Genomic DNA, 17,962 nt, shown 5'->3' with positions numbered 1-17,962 from the left:
GGCGCGCCAGGCACCGCCGCCCCGTCATTCCGCACCGATCCGCTCCGCGTCCGCCTGCGGCAGCAGCGCATCGCTGTCGTCCTTCAGCCCGACACCCGTGAGCCCGAGCCGGCGCGCGTGCGTCATCAGGTAATGCAGCTTGTGCGCGGCGGCCGCATGCGGGAGCCCTTCGGGCCGCACGTTCGAGATGCAGTTGCGCAGCGCGTCGTGGCAGCCGACCTTCGGCGCCCACGTCAGGTACACGCCGAGACTGTCGGGTGAGCTGAGCCCCGGCCGTTCGCCGATCAGCATCGCGACGACCTTCGCGCGCAGCAGCTCGCCGATCTCATCGCCGAGGGCGACGCGCGCCTGCGTCGCGACCACCACCGGGCCGATTCGCCAGCCGTCCGCGTCGAGCCGCGGCCGCACGGCCTGCAGCAGCGGCAGCGCCTGCTTCGCGGCCGCGAACGCCGACAGCCCGTCGCCGACCACGAACACCACGTCGGGCGCGTCGTCGAGCGCCGCACCGTAGCCGGCCAGCAGCCCGCGGCTGTCGTCCGACAGCTTGCGGCCGAGGTCGGGCCGGCGCAGATAGTGGTCGCGGTCGGGCGCGGCGCTCTGCACGCCGAGCGTCGGCAGCAAGCCGGCCGCCTCGATCTCACGCCGCAGCGCGTCCGCGTCGAGCGGCTGGTGCACGGCGTCGCGCGCCTGCGCGTGAGACAGGTTGAACGCGAGCAGCGGCGCGGTCGGCAGGCTGTTGCCCGCGCGGCCGAGCGCGATCCGCGCGTTCGTGAACGACCTCAGCTGCGCCCACGGATTCTTTTCGACGGCGTCGCTCATGCGGAAATCCCCATCCAGTCGTTCGCGCCCGCGAGCAGCGGCACGCGTGCGCTCGCCACACGCAGCGCGCCGTGCGCGTCGGCGATCTCCATCGTCTCCAGCCATTCCTCGAACTCGGGCGCGCGACGCAGGCCGAGCACTTCGCGCACGTAGAGCTGGTCGTGAAACGACGTGCTCTGGTAGTTCAGCATCACGTCGTCCGCGCCCGGAATCCCCATGATGAAGTTGATGCCGGCCGCACCCAGCAGCGTCAGCAGCGTGTCCATGTCGTCCTGGTCGGCTTCCGCGTGGTTCGTGTAGCAGATGTCGCAGCCCATCGGCACGCCGAGCAGCTTGCCGCAGAAGTGATCCTCGAGCCCCGCGCGGATGATCTGCTTGCCGTCGTACAGGTATTCGGGCCCGATGAAGCCGACCACCGTGTTCACGAGGAACGGGTCGAACTTGCGCGCGACCGCGTACGCCCGCACCTCGCAGGTCTGCTGGTCGACGCCGAAGTGCGCGTTCGCCGACAGCGCGCTGCCCTGGCCCGTCTCGAAATACATCAGATTGTTGCCGACGGTGCCGCGCCCGAGCGACAACGCGGCCTCGCGCGCCTCGCCGAGCAGCGCGAGCGAGATGCCGAAGCTCGCGTTCGCCTTCTCGGTGCCCGCGATCGACTGGAACACCAGGTCGACCGGCGCGCCCTTCTCGATCGCGGCGATCGTGTTCGTCACGTGAGTGAGCACACACGACTGCGTCGGCACGCCGTAGCGTTCGCGGAACCCGTCGATCATCGCGAGCAGCTTCACGATCGCCGCGAGGCTGTCGGTCGCCGGGTTGATGCCGATCATCGCGTCGCCGCAGCCGTACATCAGCCCGTCGAGCATCGACGCGGCGATGCCCTTCACGTCGTCGGTCGGGTGGTTCGGCTGCAGCCGCACCGACATCCGGCCGGGCAGCCCGACCGTGTTGCGAAAGCGCGTGACGACGCGGCGCTTCCGCGCGGCCGCGATCAGGTCCTGGTTGCGCATCAGCTTCGACACGGCCGCGACCATCTCCGGCGTGAGGCCCGGCGCGATCCGCTCGAGCGCGGCGCCGTCGGCCACGGGCGACAGCAGCCAGTTGCGGAAATCGCCGACCGTCAGGTGCGAGATTTCCGCGAACGCGGCCGCGTCGTGATCGTCGAGGATCAGGCGCGTGACCTCGTCGTGTTCGTACGGAATCAGCGCCTCGTTCAGGAATGCCTTCAGCGGCACGCCCGCGAGCGCGATCTTCGCGGCGACGCGCTCCTCCTCGCTCGCCGCCGCCACGCCGGCGAGCTGGTCGCCGGAACGCAACGGGCTCGCCTTCGCGAGCAGCGTCTTCAGGTCCGCGAAGCGGTACGTGCGCGGGCCGATCGTCTCCGTATAGGCCATCGTTCGAATCTCCTTGCCAGTCCTTGCCCATCCTCGCCGGACGCCGACGGCACGCCCGTTCGACGGGGCGCGCCGGATGCCGTCAGGCGCGGCCGTGCGGGTTCGCCATCCTCACTCCTCGAGCGCCACGTCGCCCGGCGCGCTCGCGCGCTGCGAACGGGTCGCGAGGAAGTACGCGTAGCCGAGCGCGAGGAAGCCGACGAACACCATCGCCACCAGCCCGTTGAAGTACACCATCGTCCCGAGGCAGACCAGCGCCGCCACGATCGCGAACGCCGGGAAGAACGGGTACAGCGGCGCGCGGAACGGCCGCGCCATGTCCGGCTGCGAACGGCGCAGCTTGAACAGCGCGGCCATGCTTACGATATACATCACGATCGCACCGAACACCGACATCGTCACGATGTTCGCGGTGAGCGTCTGGCCGCCGAACTGGATCAGCTCGTCGCTGTAGATCGCGGCGATCCCGACCACGCCGCCCGCGAGAATCGCGCGATAGGGCGTGCGAAAGCGCGGATGCACCTTCGCGAGCCATTCGGGCAGGTAGCCCTCGCGCGCCAGCGCGAAGATCTGGCGCGAATAGCCGAGGATGATCCCGTGGAACGACGCGACCAGCCCGAACAGCCCGAGCCACACGAGCATGTGCATCCAGCCGCTGTTCGCGCCGACGATGTACTTCATCGCCTGCGGCAGCGGGTCGTTGATGTTCGCGAGCTTGGTCCAGTCGCCCGCGCCGCCGGCGAACACCATCACGCCGATCGCCAGCGCGACGAGGGTCAGGATGCCGGCCACGTAGGCGATCGGGATCGAGCGCTTCGGGTTCTTCGCCTCCTCGGCGGCCATCGCGACGCCTTCGATCGCGAGGAAGAACCAGATCGCGAACGGGATCGCCGCGAACATTCCGTGGAAGGCGCCGACGCTGAAATGATCGGCGCCCGACCAGCCGCCCTTCATGAAGTTGCTCCACGCGAAGCCCGGCGACACGACGCCCATGAACACCAGCAACTCGAAGATCGCGAACAGCGTGACGACCAGCTCGAACGTCGCGGCGATCTGCACGCCGACGATGTTCAGCGCCATGAAGACGAGATACGCACCCATCGCCGCGTGTTTCGGTTCGAGCCCCGGAAACTGCACGTGCAGATACGCGCCGATCGCCAGCGCGATCGCGGGCGGCGCGAACACGAACTCGACGAGCGTCGCCGCGCCGGCGAGATAGCCGCCCGCCGGGCCGAATGCGCGGCGCGCATATGCGAACGGGCCGCCCGCGTGCGGGATCGACGTCGTGAGTTCGGTGAAGCTGAAGATGAAGGTGGTGTACATCGCCGCGACGAACACCGCGGTGATCACGAAACCCAGCGTGCCGGCACTCGCCCAGCCGTAGCTCCAGCCGAAGTATTCGCCGGAAATCACGAGGCCGACTGCGATGCCCCACAGTTGCCAGGTCCCGAGCGTCTGCTGCAGCGCGGGCTGGCCGGACGACTTGGCGCCGGCGGCGGGCCGGCCATTCGACTCTGCTTTCATCGGATTCTCCTGAAAGGCGCCGGCCTGCCGGCCCGCGCGACTGAGAATCGATGCTAGAGAGTCATTAAAGGACGTGTTATCGAAATTCGGCAAAGATGAGGGCGGGCGTTTCGCCGGCGGCAACGCCGGCCGCGGCGCGCGATCGTCCTGCGCTCCTTCATCCGCGCGCCATCCGGCCGCACGAAGCGGCCGGATGGGCGACACGACGCCGCTTACTGGCCGCCGCCGCGCTGGTTGAACCAGCGGTCGAGCAGCTTGCCGGCCGCTTCGCGGCCGCCGAGGCCGAACGACAGCGCGACCGCCACCGCGATTGCACCGAGCACGAGGCCGAACGCGAGCTGCACGATCTCGTTGGCGATGCCCATCGCGCGCAACCCCATCGCGAACACGAGGCCGAGGATCGCGAATTGCGCGATCCGCGCGAACAGCACGCTGTGTTCGCGGTCGGCCTGCTCGATCACGCGGCGCGCGAGGCCCGCGAGCCACACGCCGATCACGAGGATCACGCCGCCCATCAGCACGTGGCCGCCGAATTCGATGAACAGCGTGACGACGTCGCGCACCTGCGTGAAGCCGAGCCGGTTCGCGGCCTCGACCGCCGCGAACAGCATCGCGAAGAACACGATCAGCCGCGCGACCAGCACCGACGGCTGCAGGATCCCCGAGAACACGCGCTCGACGCCGAGCATGGCCGGCAGCCCGTCGACGCCGGCGGCTTCCAGCAGCCGCTGCGCGAGCGACGCGACGAAGCGCGCGAAATAGTACGTGACCAGCACGATCACGATCGCCGCGACGATGTCCGGCACCGCGCCGAGAAACTGGTTCAGCATGTTGGTGGCGGGAATCGAGATCGCGTCGATCTTCAGCGCGTCGAGCGCCGAGATCAGCGTCGGCACGAACACGAACACGTAGACGATGGTGCCGACCAGGCTCGACACGCGCACCGGCGTCGGGCTGTCCAGACTCGCGGTGAGGCGGTCGGCGCCGGCGGCGACCAGCAGGTTCGTCACGAGGCCGCGCAGCACGCGCGCGACGATCCAGCCGACGACGCCAATCACCGCGGCCGCGAACAGGTTCGGCACGATCGCGAGCAGCTTGTCGACCATCCCCTGCACCGGCGACAGCAGGCCGGACAGCGCGAACGACCCGAGAATCGCCGGCAGGAACATCAGGATCACGAGCCAGAACAGCACGTCGCCGAGATAGCCGCTCATCGGCTGCATGCCCGCGCTTTCGGACAGCTTGTCGTCGACCTTGCTCGCTCGCAGCGCGCGGTTCGCGAGGCTGCGCAGCAGCGACGCGATCAACCACGCGATCAGCGTCAGCGCCGCGCCGCCGATCAGGTTCGGCAGGTAGTTGACGATGTGCGTGACCAGCAGCGAGAACGGATTGGATACCGCGTACAGGTTGAGCACGTTGAAGATGCCCACCGCGGTGACGAGCAGCACGAGCCAGAACAGCCCGCCGGCGATGATCCGCTCGACGCGTGCGCCCTGGCCGGTGCTTTCGGTGATCCGCTGATCGACCTTCAGCGCGTTGAGCAGCCGGAGCGTGCCGGCCCGCACCACCACGGCGATCAGCCAGCCGATCACCAGGATGCCGATCGCACCGGCGATCTTGGGCAGGTATCCGCCTAGCGTGGTCTGCAGCGACGTGATGAAGCTGGAAGCATCCATTTCTTATTCTCCCGAAAAACGTGGCGTTGCCATTGGACATCGACGAACTACCTGCGTACTTCGAAAACCGTGCGGTGCGGCCCGACCAACTTACCCGAGAAAAATGACACGTTCACCCGATTTCACCGTCTTTAACTTTAGACAAGATCGACGGGGACGAGACCCAATTTGTTCGGAATAAAAAGGGGCGGATTTGGTGGTCCTACGTATCTCCGCGAGATTTGTCGATCGGCGGCGTGCTACCGTGGCCTCGGTTCGTGCAGGGGATGCACGCGGGAGCGTCGAGACGAAAGGCGGAACGGTGGCGTGGATCCCCATGCGACACGCGTCGCGCGCTGTGCGGCGAGTCGATCGGGCGGATGGTGCGACGGGGCGAGTCCACCGTCCGATTTATCCGTTACAGAGAGGAGAGGAAGACATGTTCAGGCATCAAGTCGAGATCCGGCGGCTGCCGGAACTGCGCGGTTATGCGGTGCCGCATACGGGCGCGTACCTGAAGATCGGCGACGCGTTCGGGCAGATCGGCGCGTGGGTCGCGCAGCACGGGCTGATCGGCCCCGGCGCGAAGATGATCGGGATCTTCTACGACGATCCCGATACCACGCCGCAAGCGCAATTGCGCGCGAAAGCGTGCTTCGTGCCGGCCGACGGCGCGCCGGATGTCGAGCCGACGCCGCCCGTCGAGCGCGTGACGGTCGCCGGTGGCGAGTATGCGGTGCTGATGCATACGGGACCCTATGCGGACCTGAAGGCGGCCTACCAGTGGCTGTACGGCGACTGGCTGCGTCACTCGGGCCGCGAAGCCGCCGACGCGCCGCCGTTCGAGCTGTATCTGAATACCCCGATGGATGCGGCGCCGGCCGACCTGCGCACCGAGATTCATTTGCCGCTGCGTTGATCGGCGGGCTGGGGGCGGGGATTCTGGCGTTCTGGCGTTCTGGCGTTCTGGCGTTCTGGCGTTCTGGCGTTCTGGCGTTCTGGCGTTCGGGCGTTCGGTCCGTCGGTCCGTCGGTCCGTGGAGCTGTCGAGCTGTCGAGCTGTCGAGCGCGAGCCAGCGCCCCGTTGCGACATTAGGGCCGTTACAGGCGCCATGCCGTCGTCGAAATCGGCTGTCACGCCGGGAACAAACCCCGCGAGCGAGCCTTACCCGGCCTGCGTCCCGCAGTTCGGACAGAAGCGCGCGTCGGCGGCCAGCGCCGCGTGGCAGCGGCTGCACGCGTTGCCGCGCTGTGATGCGCCGCACTGCGCACAGAAACGCGCATCCGCCGCGTTGATCGCGCCGCAGCCCGCGCAGGCGAGCTGGCGCAGCGGCACGTTGCCGCCCGGACTGCCCTGCGCATCGGCCGACGGCTGCCAGCCCCAGCCGTGACGGTCGCGGCCGCGCGCATCGTGGCCGTCGTGGCCGTCGTGGCCGTCGTGGCCTTCCCGGCCCGCTCCGCCATGATGCCCGTCGCCATGGCCACCACCACCGTGTCCGCCGCCATGACCACGCCCGTGGCCGCCTAGGATCCGTTTAAGAAAGCTCATCACCCGCGCCTCATCGCTGCGTCTGCGCGCCGTCGAACACGCCTGTTTTCGACAGCAGCCGCAATCCGTTGCCGACGACGATCAGGCTCGCGCCCGCGTCGGCGAACACGGCCATCCACATCGTGCCGAGCCCGGCGACCGTGAGGCCGAGGAACACGATCTTCACGCCGAGCGCGAAGCCGATGTTCTGCACCAGCACGCGGTGCGTAGCGCGCGACAGCCGCACGAACGCGGGAATCTTGCGCAGGTCGTCGTCCATCAGCGCGACGTCGGCCGTCTCGATCGCCGTGTCGGTGCCCATCGCGCCCATCGCGAAGCCGATGTCGGCGCGCGCGAGCGCCGGTGCGTCATTGATCCCGTCGCCGACCATCCCCACCGCGCCCGCGCCGCCCGCCGACAGTTCCTCGACCGCCGCGAGCTTGTCCTCGGGCAACTGGTTGCCGCGCGCATCGTCGATGCCGGCCTGCTGCGCGATCGCCTGCGCGGTGTGCGGGTTGTCGCCGGTCAGCATCGCGGTGCGGATGCCGAGTGCGTGCAGATCGGCGATCGCCGCGCGGCTGGTGTCCTTGATCGTGTCGGCCACCGCGAAGATGCCGAGCACGCGCGTGTCGTCGACCAGCATCACGACGCTCTTGCCCTGCCGCTCGAGAGCATCGAGCTTCGCCTCCAGCGCGGGTGAGCAGCGCTCGAGCTCCTCGACGAGCCGATGGTTGCCGAGCCAGTAACGCGTACCGTCGATGGTGCCGCGCACGCCGCGCCCGACGAGCGCTTCGAACGCGTCCACCTCGGCGAACGCCGTCGCCTGCGCGTCGCGGGCCGCCGCGGCGATCGCCTGCGACACCGGGTGATCGGAGCGCGCCGCGAGGCTCGCGCCGAGGTGACGCACGCGTGCGGCGTCGACGTCCGTTGCATGCAGGTCGAAATCCGTCTGCACCGGCTTGCCGTGCGTGATCGTGCCGGTCTTGTCGAGCGCGAGCCACGCGAGCTTGCGGCCTTCTTCCAGATACACGCCGCCCTTCACGAGTATCCCGCGCCGTGCCGCGGCCGCGAGCCCCGACACGATCGTCACCGGCGTCGAGATCACCAGCGCGCACGGGCACGCGATCACGAGCAGCACCAGCGCGCGGTAGATCCAGTCATGCCACGCGCCGCCCATGACGAGCGGCGGCGCCACCGCGACCAGCAGCGCGATCGCGAACACGATCGGCGTATAGACGCGGGCGAACTGGTCGACGAAGCGCTGCGTCGGCGCCTTCGCGCCCTGCGCTTGCTCGACCGCGTGGATGATCCGCGCGAGCGTCGAGTTGGCGGCAACCGCCGTCACGCGATAGTCGAACGAACCGGCCTCGTTGATCGTGCCCGCGTACACCGCGTCGCCTGCCGTCTTGTCGACCGGCAGGCTCTCGCCGGTGATCGGCGCTTGGTTCACCGTCGAGCGGCCCGCGACGACTTCGCCGTCCAGCCCGATCCGCTCGCCCGGCTTCACGCGCACGACCGCGCCGAGCGCGACCTGCGCGGCCTCGATCGTGCGCCACGTGCCGTCGACGCCCTGCACGGTCGCGGTGTCCGGCGCGAGCTGCATCAAGCCCTGGATCGCATTGCGCGCGCGGTCGAGCGACTTCGCCTCGATCAGCTCGGCGATCGTGAACAACACCATCACCATCGCGGCTTCCGGCCACTGGCCGATCGCCATCGCGCCCGTCACCGCGATGCTCATCAGCGCGTTGATGTTCAGGTTGCCGTTGCGGATCGCGATCCAGCCCTTCTTGTAGGTGGTCAGCCCGCACGCGAGCACCGCCGCGAGCGCCAGCACGGCCGACAGCCACACCGGCAGGCCGGCCCAGCTCACGGCCTCGGACGCGATCGCGGCGACGCCTGCCAGCGCGAGCGGCCACCACGGCTTCGCGGGTGGCGGCGCGACCGGCGTTGCCGGCGCGTCGGCCGCTGCGGCCTCCGGCGTCATCCCGAGCGTGCGGATCGCGCTTTCGATCGCGGGCTGTGCGCCCGGCACGTGTTCGACGGTCAGCATCCGCTGCATCAGGTTGAATTCGAGCGCCGACACTTGCTGCATCCCGCCGAGCTTCTTGCGGATCAGCGTTTCCTCGGTCGGGCAGTCCATCTGCATGATCCGGAACGCGGAGCGCACGTGACCCGACGCGGTCGCCCGCGCGACCGGCAGCGGCGCGAGCGTCAGCGCGGCAGGCGCGCAGCAGGCGCCGGCGGCGTGGTCGTGGTCGTGGTCGTGGTCGTGGTCGTGGTCGTGGTCGTGACCAGCATGGTCATGCGCCGCATGGTCGTGCGAGCACGCAGCGCCATGCACATGCCCGTCGCCATGCGCGTGGTCAGCATGATCGCCGTGGTCGCGCGCGGATGCGTGATCGTCGTCATGGTTGTGGCCGCATCCATGCGGCTGCGCGCCGCGCACTGCCGCGTCGCCATGCGCGTGGTCGGCATGGTCGCCGTGGTCATGCCCCGTGCCGTGCGCCGATGCGTGATCGTGGCCATGGTTGTGACCGCATCCATCAGCCTGCGCGCCGCGCGCTGCCGCGTCGCCGTGCGCGTGCTCGCCGGCCGCCGGCCCCGCATCGGCAACGGTCGCCGCCTGCGTGTCGCGCGCGTCGGCGCTGCAGGTCGCGGCGCCGCCGGCATGACGGTGTCGTGGGTCGTGGGGACGCTGCGCGTCGGTCATGACAACCTCCTCTATGGCTTGACGGTGTAGAGTTAACACCCTGAAGCCACTACAAGGTCAACCCTTGCAACGGAGAAAGCCATGAAGATCGGCGAATTGGCCAAGGCGGCCCGCTGCACGCCCGAAACGATCCGCTTCTACGAGCGGGAGGGGCTGATGCCCGATGCGGAGCGCACCGATGCGAACTACCGCAACTACACCGACGTGCACGTCGAACGGCTGCGCTTCATCCGCAACTGCCGCGCGCTCGACATGGCGCACGACGAAATCCGCACGCTGCTGCAACTCACCGACACGCCGGCCGACCCGTGCGATTCGGTCAACTCGCTGCTCGACGAGCACATCGGCCACGTCGATGCGCGCCTCGCCGAACTGACGCATCTACGCGACCAGCTCACCGAATTGCGCCGCCAGTGCGTCGGCGAACATTCGGTGGAGGATTGCGGAATCGTGCATGGTCTGGCGACGATGGAAACCGTCGCGCCGGCCGCGAAGCGCTCGCACCTCGGCTGAAACCCTTGTGGAATATGATGGTCTAGTTAATACTAGTCATATTCTTACTAGGTATAAAACAACTATTCATGACATCGAGCCGCCCGTCTCCGCTCGCCCTCGCGGTCCTCGCGACGCTCACCGAAACGCCGATGCATCCGTACGGGATGCTGCAGCAGTTGAAGGCGCGCGGCTACGACGAAGTCGTCAACGTGCGGCAGCGCACGAGCCTCTACCAGACGATCGACCGTCTGCTGCGCGACGGACTGATCGCCGTGCACGACACCGAGCGCGATGGCGCGTTTCCCGAGCGCACGCTGTACACGCTGACCGAGGCCGGGCACACGGCCGGCCAGGCGTGGCTGCATGCGCTGCTCGCGGAGCCTGCGCGCGAGTTTCCGGCGTTCGGCGCCGGCCTTGCATTCCTGCCGCTGCTCGACGCGGAGGACGCTCGCCACCAACTCGAGCGCCGTATCGCCGCGCTCGAAGCTGAGCGCGAACGTCTCGAGTCGCTGCGCAACGCCGCGCAGAACGACCAGGTGCCGCGCCTGTTCCTGCTGCAGAACGAGCATGCGCTCGTGCTGCTCAACGCGGAGCTCGACTGGGCCCGCAGCGTCGTCGAACACCTGAAGATCGGCGCGCTGCGCTGGGTCGACGTCTGACGCGCATCACCCTCGGCTCGCGCCGCTCAAAGCACCTTGCCGGGATTGAGTAGGCCTGCGGGATCGAGCGCGGCCTTCAGGCGCCGCATCAGGCCGATTTCGGCTTCGCCGCGCGTGTGGCCGAGATAGGCTCGCTTGAGCATGCCGATGCCGTGCTCCGCCGACACCGAGCCGCCCATCTCGCGGACAACCGCATACACGCACCGATCGATCGCGTCGGCATCCGTGTCGCGCATGTCGGCGAGCGATACGCCGATATGCACGTTGCCGTCACCGACGTGGCCGAAGCACAGACACACGATATCGGGCCAAAGCGCGCGCAATGCCGCTTCGCAGCGCTCGGCGAACAGGCCGAGTTCGCCGGTCGGCAGGCTCACGTCGAAGTTCACCAGATGCGGCAGCGCATCGATTGCGAGGCCCTCGCGCAATGTCCACAGGTCACGCGCCTGCCGCTCCGAGGTCGCCAGCGCGGCATCGTCGACGAGTCCCATGTCGAGCGCATCCGCGAGCGCGGTTTCCAGCGCCTCGCGCGCATCGCCGCGCGGGGCGCTCGTCGCGCACTCGATCAGTACCGCGAAGCTGCCGTCGCCCGCGAACGGCGCGACCACGCCGGGCGTATGACGCGCGACGTAGTCATAGAAAGCCGGCCACATCGCTTCGAAACTGACGATCTCCGGTAGCGCGCGCATGCGATCCCACAACGCGACGACGGCATCGTAGCCATGCACCCGGCAGAGCGCGGTCGCCGGCGCGCCGAGCTTGGGATGCAGCCGCAGCACCGCGCGCGTGACGACGCCGAGCGTGCCTTCGCTGCCGATGAACAGCTGCTTCAGGTCGTAGCCCGCGTTGTTCTTCAGCATCCGGTTCATCGACGACACCACGGTGCCGTCGGCCAGCACCGCCTCGAGGCCGAGCACCTGCTCGCGCATCATGCCGTAGCGGATCGCGCGCGTGCCGCCCGCGTTGGTCGCGAGCATGCCGCCGATCTGGCACGAACCGCGTGCGCCGAGATCCACACCGAACGTGAAGCCCGCCGCATCCGCCGCTTCCTGCACAGTCTGCAGTGGCGTCCCGGCGCGCACCGTCATCGTCCCTGCCGCCGCGTCGATTGCTTCGACGCCGGCGAAACGTTCCAGCGACAGCACGACCTCGCCGCCCAGCGCGACCGCGCCGCGCGCGAGCCCCGTGAGGCCGCCCTGCGGCACGACCGGCTGCCCGAGCCGCGTGCACAGCGCAAGCGCGCGTGACACGTCGTCGACGCTGCGCGGCCGCACCAGCGCGCGCGGCCGCACGCCGGCCGGCTCGTTGTACGCGGTGAAGTAGTGCGGATCGATGTCGGCCGCCCGCGTGACGAGTGCGTCGCCCAGGCCGGCGACGAGCGCCGCCTCGAGCGCGTCGTCCGCCGCGCCGCAACCGCTTTTCCCCGCAGCCGTATCGAAGCTCTGCATCGCGCGCCCGCTTACCGGGTAGAAATGTCGATGTCGCCGAAGTACTTCTGGCCGAGCGACTTCACCGTGCCGTCCGCCTTCAGCTTGTCGATCGCCGCATCGAGCTTCGCCTTCAGCGCGTCGTCGCCCTTGCGCAGGCCGAACGCGATCCCGCTGCCGAGAATCTTGTCGTCGCGCACCGGCTGCCCGACGAACGCGAAGCCCTTGCCGTCCGGACGGGACAGGAAGCCGCGCTGGCCGGCCGGCGCGAGCACCAGCGTCGCGTCGACGCGGCCCGCCACGAGATCCGCGTACGCCTGGTTCTGGTCCTGGTACGCGACGATCGACACGCCGGCCGGCTCCCAGTGCGCCTTCGCGTAGGTTTCCTGGATCGACGCCTGCAGCACGCCGACGCGCTTGCCCTTCAGCGATTCCGGCGTCGGCAGCAGGCCGCTGCCGGTGCGCGCGATCAGTTGCGTCGGCACGCGGTAGATGATCGTCGTGAAGTCGATCGCCTGACGCCGCTGTTCGGTCGCATTCATCGCCGAGTTGATCGCGTCGAACTTGCGACCTTTGAGCGCGGGAATCAATCCGTCGAACGACGTCTCGACCCACTTGCACGACAGCTTCGCGCTCTGGCAAACGGCGTTGCCGACGTCGATGTCGAAGCCCTGCAGGTCGCCGTTCGGCGCCTTCGATTCGAACGGCGGGTATTGCGCCTCCAGGCCGAAACGCAGGGTCTGGCCGTCGGCGAACGCCGCACCGGCGCCGAGCGCGCATGCGAGTGCGAACGCGAGTTTCAGGGTGTGTCCGTGCTTCATCGTGAATCTCCTGACTTGTCGACCGGCGCCGCGCTTCGGCGCGTGCTCCGGTCCCATCCGTGGCCTTCGGTGCGACGTACATGTCGCCTGCTTGGGTGCGGGCTCGCGCCCGCGATTTACAGCGACCGCAACCGCCGCGCGCCTTCGATCAGCGTCGCGTCGTCCTTCGAGAAACTGAGGCGAATCACGCCCGCGTCGGTGCCGTCGGCATAGAACGCCGACAGCGGAATCGTCGCGACGCGCGCATCGCGGATCAGGCGCAGCACGAAGTCGCTGTCGCGCTCGTCCGAGAAGTGCCGGAACCGCGCGAGCATGAAGAACGAGCCTTCGCTCGGCAGCAGCTCGAAGCGCGAATCGGCCAGCTCGCGCGCGAGCAGGTCGCGCTTGGCCTGGTAGAACGCCGACAGGCCGAGATAGCTGTCGGGCCGCGCGAGGATCTCCGCGAACGCGACCTGCATCGGCGTATCGGCCGAGAACACCATGAATTGGTGCACCTTGCGGATCTCGCCCATCAGCTCGGCCGGTGCGAGGCAATGACCGACCCGCCAGCCCGTCACGTGGAACGACTTGCCGAACGACGACACGATCACGCTGCGCTCGGCCAGCGCGCGATGACGCGCGACGCTCTGGTGCTGCGCGCCGTCGAACACGACGTGCTCGTAGACTTCGTCGGACAACACCACGATGTCGGTATCGCGCGTGAGCTGCGCGAGCCGTTCGAGATCGTCGGCGGAAAACACCGTCGCGGTCGGGTTGTGCGGCGTGTTGACGATGATCATCCGCGTGCGCGGCGTGATCGCCGCGGCCACTTCGTCCCAGTTCACGCGGAAATGCCCGGACGACAGCTTGATCGCGACCGGCGTCGCGCCCTGCATCCGCACGATCGGCGCATAGCTGTCGAACGACGGCTCGAAATAGATCACTTCGTCGCCCGGATGCACGAGCGCGCTGATCGCCGCGTAGAGCCCTTCGCTCGCGCTCGCGATCACCGTGATCTCGGTGCCCGGGTCGTAGCGCGTGCCGTACAGCGCCTCGGTCTTCTCCGCGAGCCGCTCGCGCAGCGACGCGAGGCCGGCCATCGGCGCGTACTGGTTGTGGCCGTCGCGCATCGCGCGCGCGACGCCCTCGACGAGCGCCGGATCGGGCGCGAAATTCGGCGCGCCCTGCGACAGGTTCAGCGCATCGTGCTGCGCGGCAAGCTGGCCGATCACCGTGAAGATCGTCGTCCCGACGTCCGGCAGTTTCGAACGAGGCGTGGTGGCGCTTCGCATGACTCCTCCTTCTGATGTCCTTTCGGCTGGCCCGCGCAACGCAACGCGCGCGGCCCGGCTCATGCGGGATGATTTAGCCCGAGCCAATAACCGTGGACAACCGAAAGTTCGTCATGGAGGCCATGCATTTTTCTCATGGCCCTGCAGCAGAAAGGCGCGACGCCACCGTGGTGCCGCCGGCCACGCATGCGAATCAGGCATTACCCCTAGGGCCGTGTGGCCGCCGCGCGCATCACTCGCCTGCGGCCGCCAGATAGGCGCGCAGCACGGCCTGAAGCTCGGCGCGCAGTGCGATGAAATCGAGCGAGGGCCCGAGCGTGAGCAGCGCCTGCGACACGCCGCCGTAGCAGATCGTATGCGCCATCCGGGCGACCCCGTCGAGCCGCGCGGCCGGCGGCGGATCGGCGGCCTGCGCGAACGCGTCGCGCCACAGCGCGACATACGCGTCGTAATGCCGGCGATACGCAGCGAGCGGCGACACCTGCCGCTCCAGCGCGAAGAAAGCGCCCCACAGTGCGGCGTCGGCGCCGATCGCATCGACCTGCACATCCACCAGCGCGGCCGCGAGTTCGGCGCGCGGCGCGCCGCCCAAGCCGTGCGCCGCGTCGCGCAGCCGGTCTGCCAGCGCCTGCACGCGCCGGTGGATGCACAGCGCGGCGAGGCTCTGCTTGTCGCCGAAGTATTCATAGAAGGTGCCGATGCTTACGCCCGCGACGGCCGCGATCTCGCGGATCGTCGCCTTCGCGTAGCCGCGCTCGAGCAAAAGCTGAACGAAGGCCTGCTGAAGCGCGTCGGACGTGGCCTGCGCGCGCGACTGGCGCGGCCGGCGGCGCAACGCGGGCGCGGGTTGCGCCGCCGGCTGGCCGGGCGGCGCCGGAACCTGAACATGTCGCGGCGGCATATTTGCTACTCTGAAATTCAGCGGATACACGTTTGACCGGAAGCCGGCGCTGGCGCGCGATCGCCAGTGGCACGGCACCCGCGCAGCAGACCGCGAAGCACGAGACCGGAGACAGCCCGATGACCGAGTCGAACCATGCAGTCACGAACCAGTTCGACGAACTGGTCGACTATAACCTCTTCGCCACCGACATCGCGCTGCGCGACGCGCTGGCCCGCGCGGGCGCCGACTGGGCCGTGCCGCAGCTCGACGCATACGGCGCGCGCCTTGGCAGCGCCGACACCGCACAGCTCGCCGACGAAGCGAACCGCCACACGCCGGAGCTGAACGCGTTCGACCGGCGCGGCCGGCGCATCGACCGCGTCGACTTCCATCCGGCCTGGCACACGCTGCTCGGCCTGTACCGCCACGAAGGCTTCGTGTCGCTCCCGTTCCGCGATACGCGCCCCGGCCGCTGGGCCGCGAGCGCCGCCGGCTTCTACCTGCACGGCCAGATCGAGGCCGGCACGCTGTGCCCGGCGACGATGACGCAGGCCGCGATTCCGGTGCTGCAGAAGGAGCCCGCGCTGTGGAACCTGCTGCGCGACAAGCTGTACAGCGACGACTACGATCCGCGCGACGTGCCGGTCGCCGACAAGCGCTCGATCTGGTTCGGCATGGGGATGACCGAGAAACAGGGCGGCTCCGACGTGCGCGCGAACACGACGCTCGCGACTGCCGTCGGCGCGGGCGGGCGCGGCGGCGAATACCGGCTGCGCGGCCACAAGTGGTTCTTCTCCGCGCCGATGTGCGACGCGCACCTGGTCGTCGCGCGCACCGAGGCCGGTGGCCCGTCGTGCTTCTACGTGCCGCGCTGGCGGCCGGACGGCACGAAGAACGCGGTCGAGATCCAGCGGCTGAAGAACAAGGTCGGCAACCGCAGCAACTCGAGCAGCGAGATCGAGCTGAACGACGCGTGGGGCATCATGCTCGGCGACGAAGGCCGCGGCATTCCGACCATCATCGAGATGGCCACCTACACGCGGCTGAGCTGCGTGCTCGGCAGCGCGGCGATGCTGCGCCAGGGCGTCGTGCAGGCGATCGCGTACACGCGCCAGCGCCATGCGTTCGGCCGCGCGCTCGCCGAGCAGCCGCTGATGCGCACCGTGCTCGCCGATCTCGCGCTCGAAAGCGAGGCCGCGCTCGCGCTCGCGATGCGGCTCGCCGACGCGTTCGAACGCGACGACTCGCCGCGCGAACGCGCGTGGAAACGGATCGTCACGCCCGCCGCGAAGTTCTGGGTCTGCAAGCGCGCGGTCGAGCTGACCGGCGAGGTGATGGAGGTGTTCGGCGGCAACGGCTACGTCGACGACGGCCCGATCGCGCGGCTGTTCCGCGAAGCGCCGGTCAACTCGATCTGGGAAGGCTCCGGCAACGTGATGTGCCTCGACGTGCTGCGCGCGGTGTCGCGCGAACCCGACGCGGCCGCGGCGCTGCTCGCCGAACTGACCGACCTCGGCGCGGGCGAACCGCGCATCCGCGCGGCGCTCGATGCGCTGCGCGCGATGCTCGCGGCGCCGGCCGACACGCTCGAGGCGTCGGCCCGCCTGTTCGCGCAGCGGCTCGCGCTCGTCGCGCAGGCGTGCCTGCTGCGGCGTGACGCGCCCGCGGCCGTCGCCGACGCGTTCGTCGCGACGCGGCTGGGTGAATCGTCGTGGGGGCGGATTGCAGGCGGCTTCGATCCGCATGCGCTCGACGTCGCCGCGTTGCTGCAACGGGCCTATCCGGCTTGAGGGCCTCCCGCCCCGGTCGCCGCGATGATCGTCGTCATCCTTTGTGCGCGAATGCCAGCACGATCGCGTTGCCCAGTTCATCGACAACCCGGGCCGACGCGCCCGGCGCCGCGAACATCGTGAACTCGACATCGGGCAGGGCCGGCAGGCCGGCATCCGGCGGGATCGCACGCAAGCCGTGCGCCAGTTGCGTGTGCACGATCGGCGTCACCGCAAAGCCCGCGTGCGCGGCGGCGCACAGGCCGGCGCTGCTCGGGGACACGAGCACGATCCGGTAATCCACGCGCGCGCGGGCCAGTGCTGCCAGCGCGGCCTCACGATACGGGCACGGTTCCGGCAACAGCGCAATCGGCACCGGTGCGCCAGGCGTGAGCGACGCCCAATCCGCACCGGCCCACACGAGCGGCTCGCGCCAGAGCACGCGTCCGGTGGGCCCGTCGTGGCAGCGTCCACCCATCACCACATCCAGTTCACCGTGATCCAGCGCCTGGAGCAGTTCGCCCGGGATGCCGACCCTGATGCTGAATGCGATGCGCGGGTACCGCACGGCAAACGCCTGCATCACATGCATCAGCCTGACATTGGCGAGGTCTTCCGACAGACCCACGCGGATCGTGCCAGCGCTCGGTTCGCGCATCAGCTGCGCCCGCGCATCCTGATTGAGCGCGAGGATGGCGCGTGCGTAACCGAGCAGCAGTTCGCCGTCCACTGTGAGCGTGACCGAGCGGGTGGTGCGCACGAGCAGGTCACGGCCGATCTGTTTTTCCAGGCGCCGCAGATGCGCGCTGACCGCGGACTGCGTCAGATTCAGACGGGCCGCGGCATGCGTAAACCCGCCTTCCTGGACGACGGCCACGAAAGAGCGCAGCAAAACGGTATCGAACATGAGACGCCCCGCCATATAGTGCGAATGCTACTGATTAGCGCGATGATACTTCGTTTATATTTTGAATCGAACTATGTTCTGATGAGGGCCGTCAACCTGTC

General features: G+C 68.9%; 14 protein-coding genes and 1 pseudogene. 4 read left to right on the top strand and 11 right to left on the bottom strand.

Annotation, left to right across the window (positions count from 1 at the left end; genetic code table 11):
- Positions 1-24: 24 nt before the first annotated feature.
- The 4 genes from eutC to BAMB_RS00585 all read right to left on the bottom strand — a co-directional run bounded on the left by eutC (position 25) and on the right by BAMB_RS00585 (position 5,413).
- Positions 25-819: an ethanolamine ammonia-lyase subunit EutC gene (eutC, locus tag BAMB_RS00600; protein ID WP_011655641.1), complete on the bottom strand. Its 795-nt coding sequence runs from the start codon at positions 817-819 to the stop codon at positions 25-27.
- Positions 816-2,213, bottom strand: a complete 1,398-nt coding sequence (locus BAMB_RS00595) for an ethanolamine ammonia-lyase subunit EutB (RefSeq protein ID WP_011655640.1) — start codon at positions 2,211-2,213, stop codon at positions 816-818. Before BAMB_RS00595 ends, eutC begins: the two co-directional genes overlap by 4 nt.
- A gap of 111 nt (positions 2,214-2,324) precedes the next feature.
- The gene (eat, locus tag BAMB_RS00590; protein ID WP_006754010.1) at positions 2,325-3,737 is read right to left on the bottom strand and encodes an ethanolamine permease; all 1,413 of its coding nucleotides are present in this window, start codon (positions 3,735-3,737) and stop codon (positions 2,325-2,327) included.
- A 212-nt stretch (positions 3,738-3,949) separates the two neighbouring features.
- Complete coding sequence (locus BAMB_RS00585) at positions 3,950-5,413, bottom strand: mechanosensitive ion channel (protein ID WP_011655639.1); 1,464 nt, start codon at positions 5,411-5,413, stop codon at positions 3,950-3,952.
- Between the two features lie 379 nt (positions 5,414-5,792).
- Between BAMB_RS00585 and BAMB_RS00580 the strand changes: the two are divergent.
- A pseudogene (locus BAMB_RS00580) lies at positions 5,793-6,311 on the top strand (AraC family transcriptional regulator); the annotation flags it as partial.
- Positions 6,312-6,556: 245 nt separating this feature from the next.
- Here BAMB_RS00580 and BAMB_RS00575 read toward each other — a convergent pair.
- Both BAMB_RS00575 and BAMB_RS00570 read right to left on the bottom strand, forming a co-directional pair.
- Positions 6,557-6,940: a zinc ribbon domain-containing protein gene (locus BAMB_RS00575; RefSeq protein ID WP_011655637.1), complete on the bottom strand. Its 384-nt coding sequence runs from the start codon at positions 6,938-6,940 to the stop codon at positions 6,557-6,559.
- Between the two features lie 10 nt (positions 6,941-6,950).
- Positions 6,951-9,629: a heavy metal translocating P-type ATPase gene (locus BAMB_RS00570; protein WP_041491063.1), complete on the bottom strand. Its 2,679-nt coding sequence runs from the start codon at positions 9,627-9,629 to the stop codon at positions 6,951-6,953.
- Positions 9,630-9,710: 81 nt separating this feature from the next.
- On the opposite strand from BAMB_RS00570, the gene cadR reads away from it, so the two are divergent.
- Together cadR and BAMB_RS00560 are read left to right on the top strand one after the other, a co-directional pair.
- Positions 9,711-10,142, top strand: coding sequence for a Cd(II)/Pb(II)-responsive transcriptional regulator (cadR, locus tag BAMB_RS00565; protein ID WP_011655635.1), 432 nt, complete (start codon positions 9,711-9,713; stop codon positions 10,140-10,142).
- 68 nt (positions 10,143-10,210) lie between these two features.
- Positions 10,211-10,783 (top strand): PadR family transcriptional regulator, encoded by a 573-nt coding sequence (locus BAMB_RS00560; protein WP_011655634.1) that lies wholly within the window; start codon positions 10,211-10,213, stop codon positions 10,781-10,783.
- Positions 10,784-10,809: 26 nt separating this feature from the next.
- On the opposite strand, the gene BAMB_RS00555 is transcribed toward BAMB_RS00560, so the two are convergent.
- The 4 genes from BAMB_RS00555 to BAMB_RS00540 all read right to left on the bottom strand — a co-directional run bounded on the left by BAMB_RS00555 (position 10,810) and on the right by BAMB_RS00540 (position 15,203).
- The gene (locus tag BAMB_RS00555) at positions 10,810-12,231 is read right to left on the bottom strand and encodes an FAD-binding oxidoreductase (RefSeq protein WP_011655633.1); all 1,422 of its coding nucleotides are present in this window, start codon (positions 12,229-12,231) and stop codon (positions 10,810-10,812) included.
- Between the two features lie 11 nt (positions 12,232-12,242).
- Positions 12,243-13,031 (bottom strand): ABC transporter substrate-binding protein, encoded by a 789-nt coding sequence (locus tag BAMB_RS00550; protein WP_041491062.1) that lies wholly within the window; start codon positions 13,029-13,031, stop codon positions 12,243-12,245.
- Between the two features lie 116 nt (positions 13,032-13,147).
- Complete coding sequence (locus tag BAMB_RS00545) at positions 13,148-14,302, bottom strand: pyridoxal phosphate-dependent aminotransferase (protein WP_011655631.1); 1,155 nt, start codon at positions 14,300-14,302, stop codon at positions 13,148-13,150.
- Between the two features lie 232 nt (positions 14,303-14,534).
- Positions 14,535-15,203, bottom strand: coding sequence for a TetR/AcrR family transcriptional regulator (locus tag BAMB_RS00540; protein WP_011655630.1), 669 nt, complete (start codon positions 15,201-15,203; stop codon positions 14,535-14,537).
- A 119-nt stretch (positions 15,204-15,322) separates the two neighbouring features.
- Between BAMB_RS00540 and BAMB_RS00535 the strand changes: the two genes are divergently transcribed.
- Positions 15,323-16,975 carry an acyl-CoA dehydrogenase family protein gene (locus tag BAMB_RS00535; RefSeq protein ID WP_011655629.1) on the top strand — a complete coding sequence of 551 codons (1,653 nt, stop codon included), beginning with the start codon at positions 15,323-15,325 and terminating at the stop codon, positions 16,973-16,975.
- Between the two features lie 34 nt (positions 16,976-17,009).
- Here the strand turns inward: BAMB_RS00535 and BAMB_RS00530 are convergent, their stop codons facing one another.
- Positions 17,010-17,861 (bottom strand): LysR substrate-binding domain-containing protein, encoded by an 852-nt coding sequence (locus tag BAMB_RS00530; protein ID WP_011655628.1) that lies wholly within the window; start codon positions 17,859-17,861, stop codon positions 17,010-17,012.
- Positions 17,862-17,962 lie beyond the last annotated feature (101 nt).

The sequence above is a fragment of the Burkholderia ambifaria AMMD genome, assembly GCF_000203915.1.
Classification (GTDB): domain Bacteria; phylum Pseudomonadota; class Gammaproteobacteria; order Burkholderiales; family Burkholderiaceae; genus Burkholderia; species Burkholderia ambifaria.
This window is presented reverse-complemented; position numbering and strand designations above follow the sequence as displayed.